The organism is Pseudoduganella sp. GW821-FHT11H04 (assembly GCF_058807935.1).
Genome location: NZ_JBXARE010000021.1, coordinates 37,900 through 62,325, shown reverse-complemented (window position 1 = coordinate 62,325; position 24,426 = coordinate 37,900). Strand labels below are relative to the sequence as shown.

Annotated in this window: 26 protein-coding genes; 25 read left to right on the top strand and 1 reads right to left on the bottom strand. The window is 58.0% G+C overall.

The annotated features are described in order from the left end of the window. Positions 1 to 64: 64 nt before the first annotated feature. The 23 genes from AC1RTP_RS27005 (at position 65) to dnaB (ending at position 21,467) form a co-directional block, all read left to right on the top strand. Positions 65 to 403: a hypothetical protein gene (locus tag AC1RTP_RS27005; protein ID WP_498611729.1), complete on the top strand. Its 339-nt coding sequence runs from the start codon at positions 65 to 67 to the stop codon at positions 401 to 403. A gap of 156 nt (positions 404 to 559) precedes the next feature. Further along, the gene (locus AC1RTP_RS27000; protein ID WP_498611728.1) at positions 560 to 841 is read left to right on the top strand and encodes a hypothetical protein; all 282 of its coding nucleotides are present in this window, start codon (positions 560 to 562) and stop codon (positions 839 to 841) included. 45 nt (positions 842 to 886) lie between these two features. After that, on the top strand, positions 887 to 1,027 hold the full coding sequence (locus tag AC1RTP_RS26995; protein ID WP_498611727.1) for a hypothetical protein: 141 nt from the start codon (positions 887 to 889) through the stop codon (positions 1,025 to 1,027). Between the two features lie 58 nt (positions 1,028 to 1,085). Then, positions 1,086 to 1,406: a hypothetical protein gene (locus AC1RTP_RS26990; RefSeq protein WP_498611726.1), complete on the top strand. Its 321-nt coding sequence runs from the start codon at positions 1,086 to 1,088 to the stop codon at positions 1,404 to 1,406. 308 nt (positions 1,407 to 1,714) lie between these two features. Beyond that, the gene (locus AC1RTP_RS26985; RefSeq protein WP_498611725.1) at positions 1,715 to 2,557 is read left to right on the top strand and encodes a hypothetical protein; all 843 of its coding nucleotides are present in this window, start codon (positions 1,715 to 1,717) and stop codon (positions 2,555 to 2,557) included. 13 nt (positions 2,558 to 2,570) lie between these two features. Beyond that, the gene (locus tag AC1RTP_RS26980; protein ID WP_498611724.1) at positions 2,571 to 2,888 is read left to right on the top strand and encodes a hypothetical protein; all 318 of its coding nucleotides are present in this window, start codon (positions 2,571 to 2,573) and stop codon (positions 2,886 to 2,888) included. A 189-nt stretch (positions 2,889 to 3,077) separates the two neighbouring features. Then, entirely contained in the window at positions 3,078 to 3,320 is a 243-nt protein-coding gene (locus AC1RTP_RS26975; RefSeq protein ID WP_498611723.1) for a hypothetical protein, read from the top strand. A 13-nt stretch (positions 3,321 to 3,333) separates the two neighbouring features. Further along, positions 3,334 to 3,606 carry a hypothetical protein gene (locus AC1RTP_RS26970; protein ID WP_498611722.1) on the top strand — a complete coding sequence of 91 codons (273 nt, stop codon included), beginning with the start codon at positions 3,334 to 3,336 and terminating at the stop codon, positions 3,604 to 3,606. Between the two features lie 141 nt (positions 3,607 to 3,747). Further along, entirely contained in the window at positions 3,748 to 4,080 is a 333-nt protein-coding gene (locus AC1RTP_RS26965) for a hypothetical protein (RefSeq protein ID WP_498611721.1), read from the top strand. A gap of 45 nt (positions 4,081 to 4,125) precedes the next feature. Continuing rightward, positions 4,126 to 4,815 carry an N-acetylmuramoyl-L-alanine amidase family protein gene (locus AC1RTP_RS26960; RefSeq protein WP_498611720.1) on the top strand — a complete coding sequence of 230 codons (690 nt, stop codon included), beginning with the start codon at positions 4,126 to 4,128 and terminating at the stop codon, positions 4,813 to 4,815. Between the two features lie 286 nt (positions 4,816 to 5,101). After that, the gene (locus AC1RTP_RS26955) at positions 5,102 to 11,239 is read left to right on the top strand and encodes a helicase-like domain-containing protein (RefSeq protein WP_498611719.1); all 6,138 of its coding nucleotides are present in this window, start codon (positions 5,102 to 5,104) and stop codon (positions 11,237 to 11,239) included. 61 nt (positions 11,240 to 11,300) lie between these two features. After that, positions 11,301 to 12,983, top strand: coding sequence for a DNA cytosine methyltransferase (locus AC1RTP_RS26950; protein WP_498611718.1), 1,683 nt, complete (start codon positions 11,301 to 11,303; stop codon positions 12,981 to 12,983). Positions 12,984 to 12,993: 10 nt separating this feature from the next. Next, complete coding sequence (locus AC1RTP_RS26945) at positions 12,994 to 14,181, top strand: DNA-methyltransferase (RefSeq protein ID WP_498611717.1); 1,188 nt, start codon at positions 12,994 to 12,996, stop codon at positions 14,179 to 14,181. Between the two features lie 70 nt (positions 14,182 to 14,251). Beyond that, positions 14,252 to 14,653, top strand: coding sequence for a hypothetical protein (locus tag AC1RTP_RS26940; protein WP_498611716.1), 402 nt, complete (start codon positions 14,252 to 14,254; stop codon positions 14,651 to 14,653). A gap of 353 nt (positions 14,654 to 15,006) precedes the next feature. Continuing rightward, entirely contained in the window at positions 15,007 to 16,209 is a 1,203-nt protein-coding gene (locus tag AC1RTP_RS26935) for a DUF1173 domain-containing protein (RefSeq protein WP_498611715.1), read from the top strand. Positions 16,210 to 16,283: 74 nt separating this feature from the next. Continuing rightward, positions 16,284 to 16,535, top strand: a complete 252-nt coding sequence (locus AC1RTP_RS26930; protein WP_498611714.1) for a hypothetical protein — start codon at positions 16,284 to 16,286, stop codon at positions 16,533 to 16,535. 136 nt (positions 16,536 to 16,671) lie between these two features. Further along, complete coding sequence (locus AC1RTP_RS26925) at positions 16,672 to 17,070, top strand: hypothetical protein (RefSeq protein WP_498611713.1); 399 nt, start codon at positions 16,672 to 16,674, stop codon at positions 17,068 to 17,070. 40 nt (positions 17,071 to 17,110) lie between these two features. Then, complete coding sequence (locus AC1RTP_RS26920; RefSeq protein WP_498611712.1) at positions 17,111 to 18,463, top strand: KfrB domain-containing protein; 1,353 nt, start codon at positions 17,111 to 17,113, stop codon at positions 18,461 to 18,463. Between the two features lies 1 nt (position 18,464). Continuing rightward, positions 18,465 to 18,713, top strand: coding sequence for a hypothetical protein (locus AC1RTP_RS26915; RefSeq protein WP_498611711.1), 249 nt, complete (start codon positions 18,465 to 18,467; stop codon positions 18,711 to 18,713). 59 nt (positions 18,714 to 18,772) lie between these two features. Beyond that, positions 18,773 to 19,129, top strand: coding sequence for a hypothetical protein (locus AC1RTP_RS26910; RefSeq protein WP_498611710.1), 357 nt, complete (start codon positions 18,773 to 18,775; stop codon positions 19,127 to 19,129). 68 nt (positions 19,130 to 19,197) lie between these two features. Continuing rightward, positions 19,198 to 19,662 carry a thermonuclease family protein gene (locus tag AC1RTP_RS26905; RefSeq protein WP_498611709.1) on the top strand — a complete coding sequence of 155 codons (465 nt, stop codon included), beginning with the start codon at positions 19,198 to 19,200 and terminating at the stop codon, positions 19,660 to 19,662. Positions 19,663 to 19,845: 183 nt separating this feature from the next. Then, on the top strand, positions 19,846 to 20,061 hold the full coding sequence (locus AC1RTP_RS26900; RefSeq protein WP_498611708.1) for a hypothetical protein: 216 nt from the start codon (positions 19,846 to 19,848) through the stop codon (positions 20,059 to 20,061). 23 nt (positions 20,062 to 20,084) lie between these two features. Then, positions 20,085 to 21,467 (top strand): replicative DNA helicase, encoded by a 1,383-nt coding sequence (gene dnaB / locus AC1RTP_RS26895; RefSeq protein ID WP_498611707.1) that lies wholly within the window; start codon positions 20,085 to 20,087, stop codon positions 21,465 to 21,467. Between the two features lie 376 nt (positions 21,468 to 21,843). Here the strand turns inward: dnaB and AC1RTP_RS26890 are convergent, their stop codons facing one another. Then, positions 21,844 to 22,728 (bottom strand): DNA-binding protein, encoded by an 885-nt coding sequence (locus AC1RTP_RS26890; protein WP_498611706.1) that lies wholly within the window; start codon positions 22,726 to 22,728, stop codon positions 21,844 to 21,846. A gap of 248 nt (positions 22,729 to 22,976) precedes the next feature. Between AC1RTP_RS26890 and AC1RTP_RS26885 the strand changes: the two genes are divergently transcribed. After that, on the top strand, positions 22,977 to 23,561 hold the full coding sequence (locus tag AC1RTP_RS26885; RefSeq protein WP_498611705.1) for a hypothetical protein: 585 nt from the start codon (positions 22,977 to 22,979) through the stop codon (positions 23,559 to 23,561). Continuing rightward, complete coding sequence (locus AC1RTP_RS26880) at positions 23,558 to 24,199, top strand: hypothetical protein (protein ID WP_498611704.1); 642 nt, start codon at positions 23,558 to 23,560, stop codon at positions 24,197 to 24,199. The genes AC1RTP_RS26885 and AC1RTP_RS26880 overlap by 4 nt, the downstream gene beginning before the upstream one ends. Positions 24,200 to 24,426 lie beyond the last annotated feature (227 nt).

Sequence of the window (24,426 nt, the reverse complement as noted above, 5' to 3'; positions counted from 1 at the left end):
GGCCCTCGGAGGCGCTTTCCCACGGATACTTGACGCAGCACCATGCGTAGGTAGAATGCTGTACATGCATACAGTATCGAAAATGATAGTAAGTCTCCTTGAACTATATGAAGAAGGGGGGCGCCCCAAGGCGAATTGGCGCCTCGGGCTGATGCGCACAAGTCAGCAAACAAACGGTCATGTGGAGGGTGAGTTTCGCCTGAGCACCGAATACGTTCCTGCGCTCAAAGACCATATGAAGGTGGCCACCTTTACCTCTGGTAGTGAAGTCTTGAAGCTATACCGGGCAGATACATTGATCATCGCCGATTTGATGATTCGGGTAACGGGCTCGGAGCACGAGGAATTCAAGAACACCTACACAACGCAAACATGGGAATTGCAAATATTGCGTTTGGAGTAGCTGCTTCGGTGCACCGGTCGAGACCGTCCAGCTGCTGCTCGGCTACGCGCAGCTTAACCATGTTCGCCCTATTCCCAGGTGTCGCAAAAAAGGCTGGAAACGATGTTTGCGAGCGTGCTATGATCGGTGCGATAAACGCACTCAATCTAGGCAATAATGGAACAAACACCGCAGTACCCCAAGGGGGACTTACGCCGGATGCTGGCGGTCCTCGGGGCGATCGACTCGCTGGAGTCAGCTACGCTCGTCAAGCTCGCGGAGCGTACTGGTATCGACAAGAAGACCGTCACCAATCTCATCGAGCAGGCGCGAGAGCAGGCAGGCGTCATCGTTGCAAAAAACGGCGCGGTATATTCGATTGAACAATGGGGGCCAGTCATCAAAAAAGGGGGCGCTAAAATGTGCTTGACAGGTGCGTTAAACGCACCTAGAATGTGAAGCATAGGGCGGCGCATTGTGCGCGGCACGCATGAGGGAACGAACATGGTTAACGCCAAAGAAGCATACGCCAAAGCGATCATTGACTTGCGCAACCTGCTCGCAAAAATTGGGCGCCATGAGTTTCGGGCGTACGGCTACGCCAAGCAACTGCGCGCATACCGTACCCGCGTTTCTGCGAACTGAGGAAAACGAATGATATCCGCTCGAAAAGCCGAAGACGAAACATTTGGAGCAAACGAAGATGAGCAATAACAGTGAAGTTGCGGGGCTGATGGGATTGGCAAAATCAGGGCATCCTGGCGTAATCATGGGTGGCCCAATTCGTGAGGGTATGAGCAAAACTTTCGTGTCCCCGGAACTGTCCCGCTTGTTCGATGCAGCAGCACGGGAGAGCAGAAAAAAGAATAGCCAGTCCGCGTCCGATGACTCCGACCTGGTCGCGCACAAAATGGTGATGGGGAAGACCAGCGACGGCATGAGCGGACATTTTAATTCCTTCGGTTCCGCCCCGAACAAATCCCGCGTCACCGGCCTGTTGGCAGGCCTGATGCGTCGCATCTGATCTAACTTGGAAATTAGGATGCCACACGACCTGCCTCAAGAGCTGCTGAAATGGAGAGTTCTGGATACTGGGCCGGCATTCAACTGGCAGCGTGAGTTCGTGATTAAGGCGGCGTCAGAGAAGCTTGCTAAGGAGGCGTACGTTGCTCACTGCGAGGGTGAGGGGCACGTCCCCTATTCTATCCTGGTGTTCCGCACCCGATAAACGAACAAGGAAAATCAATCGCCCCACAGCAGCACCCAAGGCCCGCACGACGGGCCTGGTGCATTGAGAAGGTTGGCATGGCGCCGGCCAGTGAGGAAGACAGCATGCCAAAGAAGTCGATACCGATCATAGAATTGCCCGAATCGAATCAGATCAATTGCGAGGTTTGCAGGCACTTCACTGGCTACTCCTATAAGTTTTTGTGCGACAAGGGACATGAGGCCCAGCAGTCCTGGACATTCCTGCGCGATTCTTGCGCTGACAATTCGCCGCTGCGCCGCGACGAGCTGATCTTCAAGCGTTTCAAACTGTTCTGGTCAGGTGGTGAAGATAAACTCAAAAATAAGAGGGCTGTTGTTCGCCGCACGTCCACCAGCTTGCGCGCCGCCATGACCGACTTCGAAAAGGTCCTGGACTCCGAACAGATCGCCGCGATAAAGGCCGCTGCTAATGCATTCGATCGGCTGGGCGACGATATTGGCCGCGCCGCTCAACTGGCAAAGCAGTACGAGGCGGATCAAAAAGCGAAATATGAGAAAGAGCGCCAAGATAAACTGGACGAGGTCGCCAGCAAGTACCTAGGTATCGCTGGCCCAGCGAAAGTCCTTGAGATTGCTCGCGACATGGCCGCTTTCGTCGGTTCCGAAGGTCGGGCATGGTACACGCCGATTTCAGGTGACGGACAGGGCTACATTCCCGTATACGACCGAGGAATATCGTTATCGATCCAAGACTATGAGGCCAATCCATCGGACAAGAATCTTCGCGAGGTAAAGACTTGGTTTGCGAAAAACTTGGAGGAATTGCAAAGACCGATGCAGCCGACATTCACGGCGAACATGAATCATTTCGAGCAATTCAGGATCTGGCGTGCGCAGCAAATGGAGATAGCAAGATTGGCCGCCGCTGATCCAACAATTGTCCAACTTAAACCCAAACTGAAATAAGCCGAAAAATAATATGCTCACCTTAGACCATCTTTACGAGCGCGCGAAAGCGGATCTTGAAAGCTTCGCACAGGCCCGCGAAAACGCAGTTCAACGCGGTTCGGAAACTGCCGAATTGGCCGGCCTGCTCACACAGAAGTACGGGTATGGACTCGCCAAGGCGCTACAGTTGGCTGCGGATTTGGGCGACGTTCCTAACCCTAGCTTAATGGCCGATGTAGACCGGTACGTGGCCAAGATCGATCCCCATTGGCGTACAACTTTCGACCTACGCATTCAGGCGCGGCCGGCGGCTCTGCTGCTGTCACCACCCGACCCCGCGCCACGGTAACTCTCGGAAAATTATGAGATTGCCGCCCAATGCTCTTGGCCTTCTTAGCAAGGGGGCTGAAACCGGAAATCCGTGCACGTTGGCCTGTCATCGCTTGGCTTATTGATTTGTTGGTGGTGGCGGGTCAGGTGCAACTGTTGTACTGGCTCTACCGCGCCATTTCGGGCTGATACTGTTCAAGGAAAAACGTTGAAAACTATTTACATCATTCTCGCTGTTTTAAGCGTCGTGTATGTCGGCGATGCTGTTTATCCCAGCTGGGACTGGAACTGCTCGGGACATCAAACGAGCGTGGGATTGTGGATCAACCCCGACCAACCGAAGGCATTTGCCGATGGATCACAGCGCGCGTTTAGTCCAGACCGTCCAAGGGGCTGCGCTGTTCGCGCCAATAACTTCGCGCGACGGGTATTCGATTGGATGACCATTTAACGAGGAAGAACAGATGAGCAATTCCAAAAAACTGCTTGGTTTCGCACAAGCAAAGGCACGCGCCCGCCAGCGAATCATCGATGCAGTCATCATGACTTCGCTCAAGACCTTTGGAGCGCTAGGAGCCGCTATGGTTTTCGCAGCTGTATGGCCGCCGAAGTTCCCTGGCTATGAAGAGCTTGCTGACTGGGTCGTCCAGAATCGATGGCCTCTTCTCGGCGTTGGTGGCGTACTGGCTGTACTTCCCTTCGCAGCGATTTTCTGCTGGACGAATCGCGCAGAGTAAAAGAAAACGACCATGAGCTATCGCCCACTCGTCCGCTGCACCAGCTGCGGTATCGAAACCACGAACCAGCCCGAAGGTGACGGCTGCCACTCCTGCTTGCGCGGCGTGATGCGCCTCGTCGGCTGAGCGAAGGAAATCAGCATGTTTGAGCAGAACACGATTATCAAGAGTTCGGCAGATGCAGAGGCGTGGCTACGCGCAGTCGTTGAAGCCTACGGTAGCTTTGACGTGGTTTCATTCCCGGCCGACTGCGCAGAGATTGTTGACCATTTTGCGCGCGCCGGCGTGACGATTACGATCAATGACGCGAACAGCTTTTGGAACGCCCACAGCGACAACCAGCAGTCGGGCTGGGTTACGTTGGCCACCGATTGCGTCGCTGCGCTCGATTGGCTCGTTGAGGACATAGAATCCGGCGCATGTCTGGTCGGCTCGCTCAAGCGGCTTCGCGGGACCGTCCGCGTTACAAACTGAGGTCAACGAAAATATGATTACCACGGAAACGCGATGCAAAACACAATGGTGAAGATCACCCGACAAATGTGCGCAGCACTGCTCCTGGCATTCGTAGCCAGTGCGGCAAGTGCGAACGTCGGTACCGTAATCCTGGACACTGGACACACACCGCAAAGGCCCGGCAGCATAAGCGCGACTGGCAGTCCAGAATATGCATTCAATCTTCGGCTCAGTACGTATGTGGCGGAGTATCTATCGCAGCGGGGGATAAGCGTTCTCCGCGTGGCCGCCGATGGCAGGGAGATCGCGCTGAACCAGCGCACAGTGGCCACCGAAGGTGCTGCACTTTTTGTCTCAATCCACCACGATTCTATGCAACAGGAATGGATCGACCAAGGTAGGCGGCGGGAGTTCCGGGGCTACTCGGTCTTCATATCGGAGAGAAACCCTTATCACGATGCGAGCCTTGGGTGCGCAAGGCTGATTGGCGCGAAAATGAGGGCCGCTGGCGAGCCTCCTTCGCTTTACCACGCGACGCCGATAAAAGGAGAAAACCGACCACTGATCGACCGCGATCTTGGCGTACATCGTTTCGATGACCTGGTGGTCTTACGGACCGCGAAGTCGCCTGCAGTTTTAGTCGAAGTGGGAGTGATAGCCAATCCGGATGAAGACGTTCGGCTCGAAAAGGCGGACGTCGCACGGCGGCTGGGCGGCGCCATCGCTACCGCGATCAGCGAATGCATTCGCTGAAGCAGGGCTGCGACGGTTAACGCTTTTGGATGGAGTGCCCAGTCGCCTTTTCTTACGTCAGAATTCTTACCAAGGAGCAATCATCCTTTAGCAAAAGTCCTTTTTTTATATTACAATGTGATCGAGAGTTGGACGGGCTTGCGCCCGTCCGAAGGAAGGTCAAAAGGTGCGTCAACACCTCTTGGCCACAGGACCACAGAGTTGCGCCTGTGTGCCCGCATGGTTTCCTGCCGAAAAATCGGCAGCGAGAGCCTATCAGAATTCTCGATACATTCAAAGGACGACAATGAAGAGAAGCGCGGCGCAGGGGCAGCAGCAACAGTTAGGATTCGACTTTACCTTTAACGAAACAATTGCAGCGATCGATCGCATCACGCAAGATGCTGCGGTCGACCAAATTGAAGATCAACCAGGAGCGAACAATGCAAGAAGGCCAACACAAACCACTGGACCTGGCCAAGAAGGTCCTGCGCCCGGACACGATTTCGGCAGTTCGGATGCCACAATTCCACCTGCGGGCGTGGCTCATTCTGGATCGATGGGCATTCAACTCGCCAGCGAAATTGAGAGCGCTGGAGCAACAGGGCGAGGTAGTGCTGCTGGGCCGACTGTTGGAGCAGCAGAGTCTGGAGCACGCGGTGTTACTCGAAGCGACGGAAACCCTGAACTCGGGAACGTCCGAGAGCGAAATCCTGGAGATGAATCACGTCCAGACCGAATTGCTGTAATTCCAGCGCCTGACTACGTCATCAGCGCGGCAGACCAGCTTGGCGCCGGCGGACCAAAGTCGAAGTTTCGCGACAATGTTGCGGCCCTGCGCCGCCTGAAACAGCTGGAAGACGAGCGGCGGGCAGCTTCCGTCGATGACCAGGCTGTGCTGGTCAAATATGTCGGATGGGGAGGCATGCCGCAGGCGTTCGACCACCGCAACGCCGAATGGAAGTCCGAATTCCAAGAATTGTCCACCCTCCTCGGCAAGGATGAATACGAGGCGGCGCGGCGCTCGACGCAAGACGCGCACTACACTGCCGAGCCTATTATCACGGCGATGTATACGGCGCTCGACCGTTTCGGATTCAACGGTGGACGCATTGCGGAGCCGGCCGTCGGAACCGGGAATTTCATCGGCCTGATGCCAGTCGCGATGCGCGCAAAGTCGCAAGTTACAGGCGTTGAGCTGGACCAACTCACCGCGCGGATCGCGTCGCACCTCTACCCTTCGGCCTCGATCATTAACAAGGGTTTTCAGGACGTAACGATCCCAGAGCGCTATTTCGACCTGGCGATCGGAAACCCGCCGTTCGGGAATCAATCGGTCTTCGACTCGAACCACCGAGACATTTCCCAGTTTTCCATCCATAACTATTTCATCGCCAAGTCCTTGGACAAAGTGCGCCCTGGCGGCCTCGTTGCAGTCGTTGTGTCCAGCTATTTCATGGACGCCGCCGACAGCCGGGCGCGCGAGCACATTGCCTCGCGCGCGCATTTCCTTGGCGCTGTGCGTTTGCCCAATAGCGCATTCAAGAAGAATGCGCTCGCAGAAGTGACCACCGATATCGTTTTCCTTCAACGCGCGGGCGACGAAGCGGAGACTGATCGTGCGTGGGTGAACACGTCCACGGTACCGGACCCGAGCGGCGGTGAGGAAATCCCCATCAACAGCTACTACACGAGGCATCCGGAAATGCTCCTTGGAACGATGGAGAGGGTAAACCTCTCGTTCCGCGGAGGCTCCGCAGCTCTTGTCGCGCATCCCGAGCAGGACCTGGAGGCTGCGTTGGCGACAGCGGTCGCCCGTCTGCCACAGTCCGTCTATCGGCCAGCGCGCGACGTGCGCGAACTGGACGCTGCCGAAATTGCCGAGGAAATCGACGTCCCAGACGACGTCAAGATCGGCGCCTACTTCGTATCTGAAGCAGGCGTGGTTGCACAGCGTTTGGACGACCTGCTGGATCAGCGCCAGGCGAGAAGGGTCGAGGGCAAATCTGAAAAGGCGATCGAGCGCATTAAAGGGATGGTCGGTATCCGGGCGGATCTTCGCTCGCTCATGCGTGCGGAGCGCACGCTCGAACAAAACGATCCCTCCGTCGAGCAACTGCGCAAGCGACTGAACGTTGCATACGACGGATTCGTTAAACGCAACGGACATATCAGCTCCCTGGTGAACAAGCAAGCGATGGGGGAAGACCCGGACTATCCGCTGCTCCAATCGCTTGAGCGTGACTACGACAAAGGGATTTCCAAGGAGACGGCGAAAAAACACGGCGTAGAGCCCCGCGAGCCGAGTGTGCAAAAGGCAGCGATCTTCTCGCGTCGTGTCATGTCGCCGCGGCGCGAGATTACCAGCGTCGCGTCGTCGAAAGACGCCCTGGTCGTCTCCATGAATGAAACCGGCGGCGTGGATATGGACCTGATGGTTCGCCTTTCCGGCCGCGATGAACTTGCTATTGTCCGCGAGCTGCAGGGGCTTATTTTCCTCAATCCTGACAGCGGACGCTGGGAAACGTCCGACCGCTATTTGACGGGTAACGTGAAGGAAAAGCTGAACGCCGCCATCACCGCCGCTGTGGGCGACAACCGCTATGCGGGCAATATCGAGGCCTTAAAACTGGTCCAGCCGGTAGACATCGAGGCGGTAGACATTTCCATACACTTGGGCGCGACCTGGGTGCCCAGCGCAGTCGTGGACGAATTCGCCGGGCACCTGTTTGGTAACGTCCAGCGGAGCATCGTGTACCAACCGAGCCTTGGCAAATGGGTGGCAAAGATCCGGCCTGGCGATCAGACGACGATGCGTTCGACGTGGGGCACGGCACGAATGCCGGCGAACGAGATTTTCGAGGCCGTACTGACCAATCGCGCGATTGAAGTGGTCGACGTCATTGGCTATGACGAGCATAGAAACCCTATTCGCAAAACGAATGAGGCCGAGACGTCTGCCGCGTCGCAAAAGGCCGACGAAATCCGCAACGCTTTTCATGATTGGGTCTGGGACGACAAAGCCCGCCGCGAGGCGCTCGTACGGCTCTATAACGACCGTTTCAACACAAACGTGCCGCCGCGCTACGACGGCTCGCACTTGACCCTGCCTGGTGCTTCGGACGCCATCCAACTGCGGCCGAGCCAGCTGAATTCCATCTGGCGCGGCATCCAGGATGGCACAGAGCTTTTCGATCACGTCGTAGGCGCCGGCAAAACCTATGCTTGCATCGCTACCGCGCAGGAAAGCAAGCGAATGGGGCTGACAAAGAAACCGATGTTCGTCGTCCCTAATCACCTCCTGTTGCAGTGGAAGGACGACATTTACAAGCTCTATCCCGAGGCAAAGGTATTGATCGCGGAGAAGACCGACTTCATCAAAGAAAACCGTCAACGTCTTTTTGCGCGTATCGCCACTGGCGACTGGGACGCCGTGGTCATCGGCCACTCCAGTTTCAAGAAGATCGGCATGCCGCCGCAGATCCTTGAAGATATTCTTAACGAACAGATCGATGACCTATCGGACGCCATTCTCGCGGTCAAGGCGGAGAGTGGGGACCGGATTACGATCAAAGAAATGGAGAAGACGCGCGATCGCATGAAGGCCAAGCTTGAGCGCGCTTCTGAGACAGGATCAAAAGACAAGGTGGTGACGTTCGATGAACTCGGCGTAGACGCGCTCTACGTGGACGAGGCCGACGAATTCAAGAACCTGTTCATCACCACTTCGCTTTCCCGCATCTCTGGTCTGGGGAATCTCCAGGGCTCCGACAAGGCATTCGATCTGTTCGTGAAAGTGCGCTACCTCCAGAAGGAGCATGGCGGCCGTGGCGTGTATTTTGCGACCGGGACTCCGGTTGCGAACACCATCGCGGAAATCTACACCATGCAGCGCTACATGCAGTACGACGAATTGAAGCGGCGCGGCATCCATCATTTCGACGCGTGGGCCAGCACCTTCGGCCAGGTCGTAACGGGCTGGGAACTGGACGCGACCGGCGTGAACTACCGACTGAATTCGCGCTTCTCAAAATTCCAAAACGTCCCGGAACTGACGGCACTCTATCGCTCGTTCGCCGATGTCATCACTCGCGAGGACTTGCAGCGCCATGCCGAAGAGCAGGGCACCCGCTTCCCCGTGCCGCGCGTGCGCGGAGGGAAGCCGACCAACATCGTCGTTGATCGATCGCCGCTGCAAGCTCAGTTCATGGGCGTACAGGAGGCAGTCCTCGATGACGAGGGTAAGCCGCATCGACGCGCCGACGGCGTAATTATCACCAAGTGGACGGAGGGTTCGATCATCCACCGGATGGAGAATCTGCCCAAAGACCCTAGCATCGACAACCCCCTCAAGATTACCAATGACGCGCGCAAAGCAGGTTTGGATTTCCGTCTCATCGCGCCCGACGTTCCCGACTTCGAGGGCAGCAAATCAAACGTCGCGGTCGGCGAGATGGTCCGGATCTGGGAGAAGTGGGAACACAAGCGTGGCGTCCAATTGGTATTCTGCGATCTTTCGACGCCGAAGCTCGAAAAGGCGGCATCGACGCCGATCATTCGGAACGATGCGGACCTGGACGAGGCTGAAACGGACCCACTGGAAGTCTCCATGGATGAGATGCTGGCGGGGACCAAATCCGCCAAGTTCAGTGTGTACAACGACATCAAGGAAAAATTGATAAGCCGCGGCGTCCCTGCAGAAGAAATTCGCTTCATCCACGAGGCCAAGACGGACCTGCAACGCGCAAAACTGTTTGAGCAGGTCCGTCGGGGCGATGTTCGCTTCCTATTGGGGTCGACGGCGAAGATGGGCGCCGGCACAAACGTTCAGCGATTGCTGGTCGCAGAACATCATCTTGACGCACCTTGGCGCCCGCGCGACCTGGAACAGCGCGAAGGCCGAATCATCAGGCAAGGCAACGCGCTCTACGAGGAAGACCCGGATGGCTTCGAGGTCGAGATCCTCCGCTACGCCACAAAGCAGACGTACGATTCGCGCATGTGGCAGACGATCGAGTACAAGGCCGGCGCGATCGAACAATTCCGGCGTGGGGACAGTCTTTCCCGAGTAATCGAGGACGTAGCGGGCGAAGCCGCAAACGCCGCAGAAATGAAAGCTGCCGCGACCGGTAATCCGCTGATCTTCATGCAGGTGCAATTTACCGCCGACCTGAAAAAGCTCGAAGCGCTTTACTCGAATCATAAACGTACACGCCACGCGTTAGAGTCGCGCATCGAATGGCTGTCCGATGCGGAGGAGCGCGCAGAAAAGGAAGTGGCGATGTGGCGGAAAGAAATCGAGCGCCGCGACGCGAACACTGGCAAGGACTGGTTCGTGATGGTGGGCGACAGGCGCTATACCAACGAGACGAAAGAACAACTTCAAAACTCGATCCTTGGCAGCATGCAGCACGCCATAGAAGGACGTGCAAAGACCCTGAGCGATAAGCCACAGGTGGTGCACGTCTGCAAATACCGGGGCTTCTCTGTCAACGTCGAGGTGATGAAGGATCGTATCGAATTCAGCATCAAGGGCGAAAAAGTCTATCGGCCAGACAACCTTCAATACGACAAGGACGACAAATTTAGCGCGACTGGTTTCCTGCAGCGCATCGACAACTATGTCGATGATTTTGAAAATTGGATCACCAGTTCTAATGACAAGAAGGAGCGGGAAATCGCCGAGTGTGCGAAGGCGAAATCGGAACTCGGACGCCCGTTCGCACAAATGAGGGAGTTGGAACTGGTGCGCAAAAATGTAGGCGATGTCATGAGTGAACTGCGCAAGATGCAGGACGACAATGCTTACGTATCGACGTGGACGCCTGCGACGCTCGATGCGATCCCTGTGCACGAGACTGATCTATTCGCCGAAATCGACCCGCTTGCCGAGGCGCGCGCGGAACGCGAGTCGAGCGCGCAAAGATTCCTCGCAGGCGCAATCGAAAAGGCTGCCCAAGACTACCTAGATGGCTACCGCGAACCGTCTCGCTCTGACGAAATCTTCAACCGTGCACATGAGCGCCTTTTCGAAGATGGGGGAGAGGAGGTCCACGCCGGCGTGATTGCGCGCATAGGGCGTGATCCGATGTTAGCGCAGGCAGTGGCCTGCGCACCTGGCAAGCGGTTCGCGAGCGAGGCCATGCTGGAAGCGGCCGAACGAGTTACGCAATTCAAAGCTGTCGCGATGTCGCGCGCCTCCGAGGACGGCTTCATTGCGGAATTGGCCCGGCGCGACGCTGGCATTCATGCGGGGAAGATTGTCGCGCAATCGTCGCACTACTTTATTCAGGATACGGGCATGGGTAAGGCCGTGCTGCACCATCGCGACGACCTGGTTGTCGCCAAGTTGCAGGTCGGTGAAAACGTGCGCATCACATACAAGAATGGGCATGCAATGGTTCGTCCGATGGAGCGCGAGGTGGCAGCCGGAATAGCCAGGTAATTCTGACGTTGGAAAGCGCGGCCGTGATTTGCGTCCGCGCGACATAAAATTGGAGAATCGTATGGACGGTTACTTTGTCAAGAAAGTAGGGAACAATCGCGGCGCGCCACGTGTCTGGCTGGAAGGGCTGCAAACCGAACGCGCCGGCTTTACGCCGGGCGCCAGGTACGACGTTGTGGTTCAAGGGCAGACGGTCGTCCTGCAAGCGAATCCAGACGGCACGCGAGTCGTATCGTCCAAAATGGTCGGTGAACGTGCGAATCCGGTAATTGATCTGAATAGCCGGGAACTGCTCGCGGTGTTCGATGGGATGGCGTCCATCCGCGTCGCAGTAAAGCAGGGCGAAATATATCTTGTGCCCTTGGCCTCCGAGCTGAAAAAGCAGGAACGATACAAACGCTTGCGCGAGAAGCTGGAGGCCGGCGAGCCGCTGGCCAGCGGCAGCCTGGCGCACGGCGGCGGCATCCTTTCGCACGCGGTCCACACCGGTCTGCGGAACGCAGGCATTGAGACGGACCTGAAATTCGCCAACGAGATCCGTCCGGAATTGCTCGATCACGCTGCAATCCACAACGACGCTTGGTCGGAGAGCACCGTTCCATTCGCGGCACCTGTCCAAGAGATTGCGTTTGACGAGCGCGGGCTCGCGCAAATCCCACGTCTCGAAATACTCGAAATGGGACTTCCGTGCAGCGGCGCCTCTGTCGCCGGCTTGGCCAGCCGCGGACATAAGATAGCGGAAGCGCATCCGGAAGTCGGCCACCTCGTGGTCAGCGCCCTCATCATCATCAACAAGGCGTCCCCTGCGGTGGTACTTTTCGAGAACGTGCCGAACTACGCTGGAACGGCCAGTGCAGCGATCTTGCGAAACCAGCTCCGCGACCTCGGCTATTCGACGCATGAACGTATTCTGAACGGCAAAGAATGGGGCGCTCTGGAAAACAGGGACCGCTGGTGCATGGTTGCTGTAACCCACGGCATCCAGTTCGATTTTGATCAGTTGATGCCTCCGAAAAGCCGCCCCCAACAACTAGGAGACGTGCTCGATGCCGTCGCGCCAGATGACCCAGCATGGAGCACAATGTCTGGCCTGAAGGCGAAGGCAGAACGCGACCTGGCCGCCGGCAAGGGATTCAAAATGCAGATTTACGATGCCACTGCCGACAGCGTCGGCACGATCGGGAAAGGCTATGCGAAAGTCAGGTCCACCGAGCCCAAGATTTCAAGTCCAGACAATCCTGATTTACTAAGACAGCTTTCAGTGAGCGAGCATTCGCGCGTAAAGCAAATACCGCCCCATCTGATCGATGGCCTGTCCGCGACAGTCGGACACGAAGTCCTGGGGCAGTCGATCGTGTACTCGCCATTCCGCGACGTTGCACATCACATTGGCAATGCGCTCAACCGATTTGGTGGGCGTGCTGAAGTGGAGATGCTCGATCGCGATATGAACGTCGAGGTCGACAAGCCCGCGCCGGAATCAGAACCTATAGCGGACTTGGCCAGCGAGGTGGTGGCCACGCTCAAACGTCCCGATACGATGCGAGGGAGGTACTCCGGTCGCATCGTCGCCATTCAGGGCGACACGATCATTCAGGAGACTGGACGCGATGAAGGTGTCGCTCACGCCAGAGCGGCGTTCGACAAACCGCCTCTGCTCGGTTGGGACGTGTCGGTGCAGTATCGACAGGGAAGGGCGAGCCAGCAGCGTCGCGAAAAACCGCAAATGAGCCTGTCCTTGTAGGAGCCGGACAATGCAGCCCTTCATGCTTATCCACGGCGACGCGCGCGATCGACTGCGCGCGATGCCAGACAACTCCGTCGATTCGATCGTCACCGATCCCCCCTACGAATTGAATCTAATGGCGAAAGATTGGGACCGCTCCGGGGTGGCATTCGATCCAGCGGTATGGGCCGAATGTCTGCGAGTGCTCAAGCCTGGAGGGCACCTGCTCGCCTTCGGCGGTGCGCGTACCTGCCATCGCATGGTGAGCGCGATCGAGGACGCTGGCTTTGTCATTCGAGACCAGATCATGTGGATTTTCGGTTCCGGCATGCCTAAGGGCGAACGTTGGACCACGGATAAGGCCAAACGCGGAGACGAAGTCAGCGCGCGCATGATCGAAGCCGGATTCGAGGGGTGGGCGCGAGGCGGCCTCAAGCCGGCGCACGAGCCAATATGCGTCGCGAGAAAGATGCCGATCGGGCCGATTGACGAAAACATGCGGCGGTTCGGGGTAGGGGCGCTGAATATAGACGGCTGCCGAGTTGATTCGGGAGTGCTAGATTCCACCAGCGACGAGACCGACCAGTTGGGCCGCTGGCCCGCCAACGTTATTCGTGACGACAGCGATGCCGTCAAGGCGTTGTTTCCGCCCGCACCTGGTCAGAAAGGCGACGTGCGAGGCACCGAGCCGTCGGCTAGCAGGTCCAACGTGTACAACGTGGCCCAACGTCGCAGCTTCAGCAGACACGCGAACGACGAAGCCACCGCGACGCGCCGGTATAACAAGTCTTCTGCGGACTTTTCTGCCACGCCAGGCGAGCGCAGGCTTGACGTCGGTTCGGCAGCCCGTTTCTTCTACTGCGCCAAGATCAGCTCGCGCGACCGGCACGAAGGGCTGGTAGATCCGGGCCCGCAGTTCAAGCGCGGGGTGACATTGCGCGATATTGAAAACCTCAATAGGGAGCGGGCGATAAAGGGTAACGTACACCCGACTGTCAAGCCGACGATGTTGATGGCACACTTGTGTCGCCTCGTGACACCAGCCGGGGGCATTGTGCTCGATCCCTTTGCCGGGTCAGGATCTACCGGTAAGGCAGCGGTTCGGGAAGGCTACCGTTTTATTGGAATAGAGCTGCAAAGTGAATTCGTGGAGATTGCGCGCATGCGCATTACGTTCGAGTGGACGCGTATCTTGAATCGAAGAAAGGCAGCTTAAGCGAAATGCCCTTGACTGTATAGGCACATGTGCCTATACTGAAATACTACAACCTTTGAAAGGAACGAAGATGCTGCTGTTGATAATCGTTGCGATGGCCGCATGCGCGGTTTTCGGTTTGCCATTGCTGCCGGTCCTGGTAGTGGGCGCATGCGCCATGCTGATCGCAAGCTATATCGTAAGCCGACTGGATAGCGTGCGTAATCTGGGCTTAGGTTTCGGAATGTTCGTCCTGCCGCACCTCATCATGCACGGCATCATCGGGCAAGGCCAGGAGCCGTTCCAATTGCCTGCATGGGGGGCCTGGATCTTTGCTGATGCGACGCTCGGCGCGGTGTCCGTCGTGATCATCTGTGCAGCGGCTTTTTTGGGTATTTTCGGTGTCGCGGGAAAGCCTCATAGCGCAGACTTGGCGGAGGCCTTGGCGCGTGTTAAGCAGCGCGAGCAAGACCAGAAAGAGGGGCGGAAGTGATGTGTTTTTTATTGAGCGACGGACAGTTTATCGCGCGCGTACAGACGAGGAATCATGTTGGATTCCGTTGAAATCGATGACGGCCTTCAAGGCGGATTTCCGCTTGGACGCCGGGCACAGGATCAACCCGTGGTAGGAGACCTGGTGCAAGGTCGCGCCGGCGCACTTGGGCGCCGTGTAGTCGCGCGGGATCAGGATTTGGTGGGTTATGTAGTGGGGAGCGGGACAGGGGTTGTTGCCTGGTGTAGCGTCCTCGCATGGCAATTCTGGTGCGACGAGTACGGCGAAACATAGGCGTAACTATTGGCCTTTATTTTCAATGCATAAATATATTTATTTTAGAGTGAGATACCATGAGCTATAAGATTGCTGAAAAGCTGTACGAACCTAACGACGCGCGGCTTAAAGAGGCCTTGGCGGCGATCTATGGCTCGCCCAACCGCCCGCTATGCATGTGCCGTCACCCTGGCGTCGAAATGTACGTGGCCAAACTTGGCCACCAGTACATCATCAAGCGCATGCCGCATAGCGGCGCGCTCCACACCCCTGCGTGCGATTCGTACGAGCCCCCAGCAGAATTGTCGGGTCTCGGAGAGGTCATGGGCGGCGCGATCCAAACCAATCTCGCTGACGGCGTCACCACGCTGAAATTCGATTTCGCTTTGTCTAAAAATGGCGCCCGCGCGGCGCCCGCGCCGAGCGGCGCAGAACATGACAGCGTGAAGACAGATGGCAAGAAATTGACGCTACGTGGCACGCTGCATTACCTGCTGGATGAAGCAGGCTTGACGCGCTGGTCGCCCGCCATGGAAGGCAAGCGGAGTTGGTGGGTCGTACGGAAGTATCTGCTGGAAGCGGCTGCCGACAAGGTCGCGAAGGGCGGTTCCGTCGCGGATCTGCTCTACATTCCGGAATCGTGGAGCATGGACAAGAAGGACGAAATCGCGCGCCGGCGCCTGACCGTCTTCAACCAGCTAGCTCAATCAGATGGCGCTTCGCGTCGCCTGATGCTGGTCGTTGGCGAGGTGAAGGAAATCGGCGACGCGCGATTCGGCAAAAAAATGATCCTCAAGCATTTGTCCGATGCCCATTTCATGATGAATGAAGACCTGTACAAGCGCCTGGTCAAACGTTTCGAGAATGAGCTGTCGCTATGGGGCGGTACTGAAACCTCACATTTAATGGTGGTGGGCACGTTCGGCGTGAGCGGAGCTGGGGTGGCTACAATCGAAGAGGCTTCACTGATCCTGGTGAATGAAAACTGGATTCCCTACGAAAGCATCGATGAGAAAATGCTTATCGACGCTCTGACCAAACAGAAGCGACGTTTCGTCAAAGGCTTGCGCTACAACCTGCCGAGCACGGCGCCATTGGCCAGTGCCGTACTTTCCGACACGGCGGAGCCAGTCGCAATGTACATCATGCCTTTCGGTGCCACAGATCAGTTTGCGAAGGAAATGGCAGACCTGACTAGCGGTAGCTCGATCAAGTCCTGGCAATGGAGCACTGCTGACGACATTCCCGAATTTCCGGCTCCGGCGCCTTTCCGGAAATAACTAGACCGCGACACGTTCCCGAAAGAAGAGGAAATAGGGTAGAATAGGCACATGTACCTATTTCCTCGATTAGCATGAAGCCCCTGACCACACTCGAAGAAGCGCGGAAAAATCGCGAAGAATTTACCAAGCTGCTCGCCGAAAGCGAAATCACCCAAAAGGCGGCAGCCACGCTCATCACAGAGCAGACCAATCGTAGTTGCTCCGTCAGGACGGTACGCTCTTGGTTGAATGATGAGGAAAGCGTCAACTGGCGGCCGTGCCCACGCTGGGCCGTAGTGGCGCTCGAAACCCGGCTGATGACGCTGAAAATGAACAAGCAGTGATCGAACCAGGTTAGTGCCGGCCCGGTCGTTAGTTTCCAACGTTGGAAATGCTAGTGTCCAGGCCTGCTATTGCGCGTAGTAAGATTCGGTAAATTGTGATATATTTAAATTAAATTACGGATAGTTGGAGAAGGCAATGAGCAAAAAAATCGCATATGGGGAATTGGCGTCGCTCGTCCGTGGACCTAAGGCGGCGCCTTACTTCACTCCGACGCTGTCCGTGATTCCGGGTTTCGGTTGCAGGCTGTTTGTCGCCTGCGATGGCCAGCAATTCATTGTGGTCGATGACGATGGCGAACCGATCTACTTCCCCTCGATCGAAAGTGGTGTACAGGAGCTGGCGATGGTGCGCGGCGTCGATCAGCACATCACCATCGACATCATCAGCATGCTCGGCTTCTCTTCGCGTTTCTCTGCGCGCGCACTGCGGCCAAGCACTCAAGGGGGCAGGGCAGACGGCTCCTCGCAAAATCGTTTGCGCCAAGAAATCGGCCCGCCGGCGCCACGACCCTTGCAGCCGTGCCCCCAAGACTGACGACGTCTATCCCCCTTCATAACCCTCTCCGGTATTCGCTATGACTCCACTGCACGAAATGACCTTCGCCCAATTCGCTGAATCGATTCGCCCATCGGGCGGGATGAATCGCTGGCCTCAAGTCGGCACCTCCCACGATGTCGTGACTTACTCGGTCAGCATGAACGGTGACATGGCCGGGAAGCTTGGCGACTCGGCCCGCGACCACGAGTTTCGCGATGTTGCGATTCACGCTTTGACCGAAAAGTTGGGACTCGATCCACATTCGTTTCGGGACAACGTCAAGGTTGCCGAACTTCTCGCGTTGCGCCATGCGTATCTGGCCACGGTGCTCGATGCGTCGATCATGCACGTGCTGACCCCGACGGTTACCGCCGAATACGAACTGGTAACCCAAGGATTTTCACATCCATTGGTGGCCCAAGAAATTCAATCGCAGCGCGAATTCGGCTCCCTGCTCAAGCCAGTTCTGGACGACGCGGTTAAGGCCCTCGGCACCCCTGTGGTGGAAAAGTCCGCCGCCGGCGTATCGCGGGGCGCCATCGTCTCGCAAAACGCGGGGTTCACCGTACAAAGCCTTGGCGACGGCGAAATCGTCGTGCACGAGAATCGCCGCCTCGAAAGTCAGCCTGCCATCGGCCAAAATGTGACGGTCGCGTATTATCGCGGCAGGGGCCAGGTAATCGAAAACATCTCCGAGCTGACCATCGGCGAAGCTTATGTCGAGCCAAAGAGCGGGGATCTGGCCGTCAACCTCACGGCGCAAAACGGCGAAGTCTCGCACGTCGTGATGTTCAACAGCATGGCCATGGTTGCCGAGTTTGCCGCGGAGCATGCGCTCGATCGGGAGTTTGTCGGTCGCGCCATGGAAGCGCGCGAAGCGACGCCAAAGAGTGCAGCCGTCCGCCCGCACCGCGTGGCCCTGGGTGATCCATATCTCGATTATGAAACTGGAAGCCTGGCGGTCGACTATTCCGAAAATTCGTTGCGCTTTACTGCCGTGTTTTCCTCCGCCGAAGAAATGGAGAAGCATCGCGGCGCACTGAACCTGTCGCCTGCAGCGTTGTCGATTGCGAAGACGATCGACACGCAGACGCGCGAACAGAGTAACGCCAACGTAAGCCGCTCGCTGCAAAGCGCGCTAGCACTGGTGGCGCAAAGCGACGTTAAAACGGTGGATGTTTCATCCGGACGGTATTCGGGCGTAATTATTGCGCAGACTGCGGTACACGTTGTGCAGGACCGTGGCCGCAATGAGGTATCGATCCACGACAAGCGGCTGCTGGACAAGGTCCCAATGGTCGGTGAGCAGTTGACGATCGCCTACAAGGGTGGGCGTGCGGATGTAAAAATCAAAGAGCCGGCCAAAGAACGCGGCCAAGGGCGTGCCTGAAATGAGCGAGATTGAAAATCCGCTGAGCCAGGCTGTTGAAGAATTCGCCTGCGAAGTCATGGCAATAGCGATGTTCTCCAATCTGCCTTGGCAAGATGCGGTTGCGGCATTGGGCTTGGCCAGCAAGCTGCTTGCAACGCAGGCCGCCCACGCCGGCATGGGCCCGTCCAATGTTTGCGTTCAGTCCCAAGCCATGGAATTGCTTTTCGCGGGAATGAAGGGGGCAGTCGCGGTTGGGCAGTCGCACTAGAAAAAACTTGCGCCCTGGTGGTGCCCGACTGCCGGCCGGAAGCCGGGCAAGAAAGGATAATGATGCAACTGCCAAATCAAAGCACCACCTGGGGCCGCCCAATCGAATCATTCGAAGCTTGGCGCGCACGGCAGGCTGCCAGCTTCGCCTCCGAGGTGACAGCTATCTGCTGCTATCTCCAGGACCAGCTGCGCAACGAATCCGTCGATATGAAACAGGTCAGCTTCAACAACCAGATCCTCGGAATGGTGTCCTATCTCGGGGAAGCCAATAACCGCGCCCAAGAGCTGTTGTATGCATATCTGGCGCTGACCGTGGCAGGTGACCAAGGCCCGGCCCAACGGATGCTTGACGGCCAGCGGCTGAATCCGAACCTCCACCCTGAATACGTTGAGCGTACACGCTGCTACGGCTAAGCGCTTCACGAAGAACCGCGTCCAAGACGCCCGCAGCTGGCCGGAAGCCAGGATAATGAACGGAAAAGATGATCATGCGATTGATGCTTGCACTCGTTACGATTTTCGCGTTGTCGCCAGTTTGGGCGCAACCCTATACTGTTGTCGGCATATCGGATGGGGATACAATCAGGGTGTTGAGCAACGAAAAGCGCGAAGTGAAATGCCGCTTGTACGGCATCGACGCGCCCGAAAAGAGCCAGCCATTCGGACAGGCGTCTAAGCAGTCCCTGTCTGACATGATCTACCGCCAAACGGTTGATGTCAAAATAGTGGACCAGGATCGGTACGGCCGGTCCGTCTGTCAAGTTTCCTTTAACGGCGTCGATGTGAATCGTGAGCAGGTCGCGCGCGGCTATGCTTGGATGTATAGAAGGTATTCTAACGACGCCAGCTACAGTCAAGCTGAGACGACGGCCAAAGCAAAACACATAGGACTTTGGGCCGAGGATCGACCTATCCCACCTTGGGATTTCAGGAAAAGGGCGAAGTAACATACCTTTGTTTCTGACGTTGGAAAAGCCTTCCTGCACGCAATACCACTCTACCTCCCCCCCTCAACTCTCGTCACTTCGGGCGGCGCCGACCAGGCGCCGCAACGGATTCAAATCAAAGCCTTGCCATTATAGGCACATGTGCCTATAATGGCTTGTCAAAACTCTTCCGGTGATATGAACATGAGCATTGAAACGCGGTCCAGTGCCAACAAGATGACCTGGGTCGATTGGATCGATCGCGTCGAGGCGATCATCGGTCGCGATATTGACGACGCTACTTTCGCAACCAACGAGCGTTCGCCCCTCGATCAAGCATATGATGCGTACGAAGCCGGAATGAGCCCAGCGGGATACCTCGGTCTGTCGGGCATTCAATGCACCAGCGCCGCCGATTAGTTAAAAGAGAAGAGCAGCCATCCATGAGCAAAAATGACTACAACGTAGACAACCTTCGGGTACCACCGCACTCAATAGAAGCGGAGCAATCGGTTTTAGGTGGACTACTTCGTGACAACACCGCGTGGGATCGAATTAGCAGCGCCGTTAGCGCGCCTGATTTCTACCGGTACGACCACCGCCTGATCTTTCAGGAAATTATCCGGCTGATCAACAGCGGAAAGCCCGCCGACGTGATTACCGTGTTCGAGCAATTGACCCAGCTCGGCAAGGCTCAAGATTGCGGCGGTCTGCCGTACCTCAACGCAATGGCGCAGAACACGCCCTCAACTGCGAATATCACGCGCTATGCGGAAATCGTTCGCAATCGCGGCGTTGCACGCAAGCTCATCTCCGTCGCGAATGAGATATGCGAGGACGCCTACACGTTGCACAACGAAGACATGATGGGAATGCTTGACCAGGCAGAAGCGAAGATTCTGGCAATAGCAGAAGAACGGTCCCGCGGGACAGGCGGGGCGGTGCCGATTCAACCGCTGCTTATCCAAGTCGTTGAGCGCGTCGATGCCTTGTATTCCCGTGACGATCCTAGCGAGATTACTGGGGTCGCAACTGGCTTCACCGAATTGGACAAGATGACGTCAGGCCTGCAACCAGGGGACATGGTTGTCGTCGCTGGACGGCCGTCCATGGGCAAAACCAGTTTCGCCGTCAATATCGGGGAAAACGTGGCGCTTACGGCCGGCAAGCCTGTCGTCATATATTCGATGGAGATGGGCGATACCGCACTTGCACAGCGCATGCTCGGTTCCGTCGGCCAGCTCGATCAGCAGCGCCTTCGTAGCGGCAAGCTTATTGACGAGGACTGGCCAAGGCTGACGCACGCAGTTCAGAAATTGAATGAAGCGCCCGTATTCATTGACGAGACGCCGAGTCTGAGCCCGATGGAGCTTAGAGCCAGGGCGCGCCGGCTCGCAAAGCAACAGGGCGCATTGGGGCTGGTCATTGTCGACTACCTGCAGCTGATGGTCGGCAGTAATAAGGATCAAGGTAAGCCAGAGAACCGAGCAACAGAAGTCGCTGAAATCTCACGCGGTCTCAAGGCTTTGGCGAAGGAGCTAAAATGCCCCGTGATCGCGCTCTCGCAGCTGAACCGCTCGCTGGAGAGTCGTCAAAACAAACGCCCCGTAATGTCCGACTTGCGAGAGTCTGGCGCCATCGAACAAGATGCTGACGTAATCCTCTTCCTGTACCGCGATGAAGTCTATTACCCGGATTCGCCTGACAAGGGCACAGCAGAAGTTATCATCGGCAAGCAGCGATCTGGCCCTATAGGTACGGTTCGCCTGACATGGAACGGTGAATATACTAAATTTGGAAATTACGGGAACACAAGGCGAGTTTGATTTCATGAGGCAAATCAGCTCCGCTTGCATCACCCTGGCATATGCTGGCCGTATTCAAATACGTCAGGGTGTGTATCATGATTTCTACGCCAGATCGATATCGCACTGCGCGGAAAGCGCGCATCCGAAGCATCCTCGCCGAAGCTGCCCCGTCAGCACCGTGCGAAGAGGAATTCGAACCCAGCGAAGAAGTCTTGCCGAGACCCGGCCAACCTGCGCCGCAGCGGGACAAGGAACGTCGGGAGCCGCCGCCAAATGCTGTGCCTGAACCCGCTTAACGCCGCCTATACGATCTGCTGAACATTAAGTAGCGGGTTCGGCGCCGGCGAAAAAATGACGGCGCCAGCAGAGACAGACAATGCGCGCACAACGGCGCTTACTTGGCAGGTTTAATCTGCCCGCGCAGCTCCGCCGCCGTCTCGATCGCTTCGCGTTCCCGTGCACGCGCCTCGCTCGCGGATTCGCGCGCGCTCTTGATTTCGCGGTCTGCAGACTCAAGTCGCGCGTTGGCCGCTTCCACTGCCACCCGCGCGGCCGTCAGCTCCGCCGCCTGGCGGCGCGCGCTGTCCTGTTCCTTGGCCAACTGCGCTTCCAGCGTCTCGATGCGCGCCTTGTCATCGGACAGGCGCTCCGCGAGACCTTCCTTTTGCGCCGTGGCGACGGCCGCCGCCTGTTCGGCCGCGATGCGCGCGCGGCGCTCGGTGTCGCATTCGCCGCGCGCCGCCGCCAGATCGCTTTCCAAGCGCGGCATGGCTTCCAGGCGCAGCAGCGCCACGGCCAGTTCGGTTCGCGCCTTCTCGGCCTCGCCGCGTTCGCGCACGGTCTCTTCTTGCGCGGCCAGCAAGTCCTTGTCGAGCTGGTCGACGCGGCCCTGGAGGCTGGCCAGCCCGTCGAGCAGCTTGCTGTGCGCTTCGGCCTGGTCTTCGAGCTCGCCGGCCTGGCGATCGTTCTCCCGCGCCAGATCGGCGGCGGCCTGTTCGGTCTCGGCCAGCTGGGATTCCAGCGCCGCCTTCGCGCTCGACGTTTCCCGATTCACAAAATCGAGCAAGGCCCGCTGCAATACCGGCGACAGTGCCGGAGCGGTCTGCGCCGGGTGCTCCTTACCCGCCTCCCAATTCTTGAACAGGGGATAGACCGTCCCCTGCGCGCCGCTGCCGTGCTCCTCGATGATCCTGCGTACGCCCGGCCTGATTCCTTGGGCCTGGAGGCGGTCGCAAATGGCATTGACGTCGGCTTGGGTGATCGTGGGTGCGCGGGGCATGTTTTCTCCAGGTGTTTTAGCGGGGTTATCGATACATTGTAACGATACAATGTATCGATACGAATGTACCGATACAATCATACGATACAAACTGACCGGCGTCCACCGATTCCGGCGCGCCGGCGGCGTGCATTCGCGCAGCCCGGAAACGCGCGCCACGCCTCGCGCGCACACCTTGAGCGCGCCGCTTGCAAAACGCCGTGCGCGGTCTATAGTCAACGAAACTCGCCAATTCGATGGAGGACGCTGTGGCCGATCTGCCGCCCGATATCTTTGCCGCCCACTGGATGCGCCAGCTGGGCGCCGGCGAATACATTTACCAGGGCGAGCGGCGCCTGGCAGACGTCGAGGCGCTCCCGCCCGGTCGGGCCGGGGCATTCGTGGCGGTCGAGATCGAGCGCCAGCTGTTCCACGGGGTCGCCGATGGGGGCGCCCTCTACCTCGAAGACATGTCGGGCGACCGCCTGCGCCTGGGCGCGGCCATCCTCACCACAATCCCCGGCCACGTCACGGCCGCCCACGAGAACAGCGCTCTCGCGCGCAACTGGATGCTAGCCAGCCGGCACGGCGGCGGTCGGATATGCCTGGCCAAGCACCTGAGCTTGAGCGAGCAGGGGCGGCAGGCGCTGGCGCACGTCTTCGGCCTGCCCGTACTCCCCTTACTGCCACGCGAGATCCGGCACCTGGTCGAGCCGCGCCACTTTTTTCTCCATTCGCCCGCCCGCGCGGCGCTGGGCGCGTGGTTGGCGCGGCAGTCGCCCGGCTCGGTGCCGGCGCCCGGCGATCCGCTGGGCGACTGGGCGGCGCTTGTCGATTGCGAGCGTGCCGCATGAAAACCCGCGCCGAAGAATACAAGCTGGCGCGCGCGTGGATGCGCGCCCTGGCCGACGGGCCGCTGGCCGCGGTCGCGCACCGCCCGCCCGCCGGCCAGGTGTTCATCGACGTGACGATCGAAGGTCTGCGCTTCCAGGGCATGCGCCGGGGCGACACGCTGTACGTCGAGTGCCCGGACGGCGCTTGCGCGCTGGGCGTGGCCTCGATCAACGAGGCGCAAAAGTACCCGCACATGCCGACGCGATGGCATATCTGCAAGTATTGGCACGAGGCGACATGCGCCTTGCCGCTTACGCGGGCCGGCCTGCGCGCGCTGGCCGTCACCTTCGGCCTGCCCATCGTGCCCGAGGCGCTGGCGGTGACGCGGGGCGACCTGTTCGAGGCGGAGCACTTCTACGATTCTCCCGCCTTCGCGGCGCTGCACGCCTGGGCCGTCAAGGCGCCGCGGCGCCTGGCCAGCGCCTACGGCGACACTTATCTCGGCCTGTGGCCGCTGGCGGCGCTGGAGGGGCGCTACGTGGCGCCGACGCCGGACAACGTGGCGCGCGCCCGCGCGCGGGCCGACGGTGCGCCTTCCGGCGGGCCGTCGCAAGGGCGGAAGGCCGCAGCGGGGCCGGAAAAGCATGCCAGCCCGTGAAAAATCGGCAAGGGAAATAAAGGTGCTTGCACCCTTTTATAACTAAACTTATCAAAGGGTGGAAAAATTGCGCTAAACTCGGGGGGCTTTTTTGACGCTCGTTCCGCCGGACACGCGATTTTTCCAAATCACCAGCGTTTTCAGGCACTTGGAAACGGCGGCAGGGACTCGATGGACCCCAAACCGGAGCGCGCATGACCCTCGGCAGCACCCCCACACCGGCCACG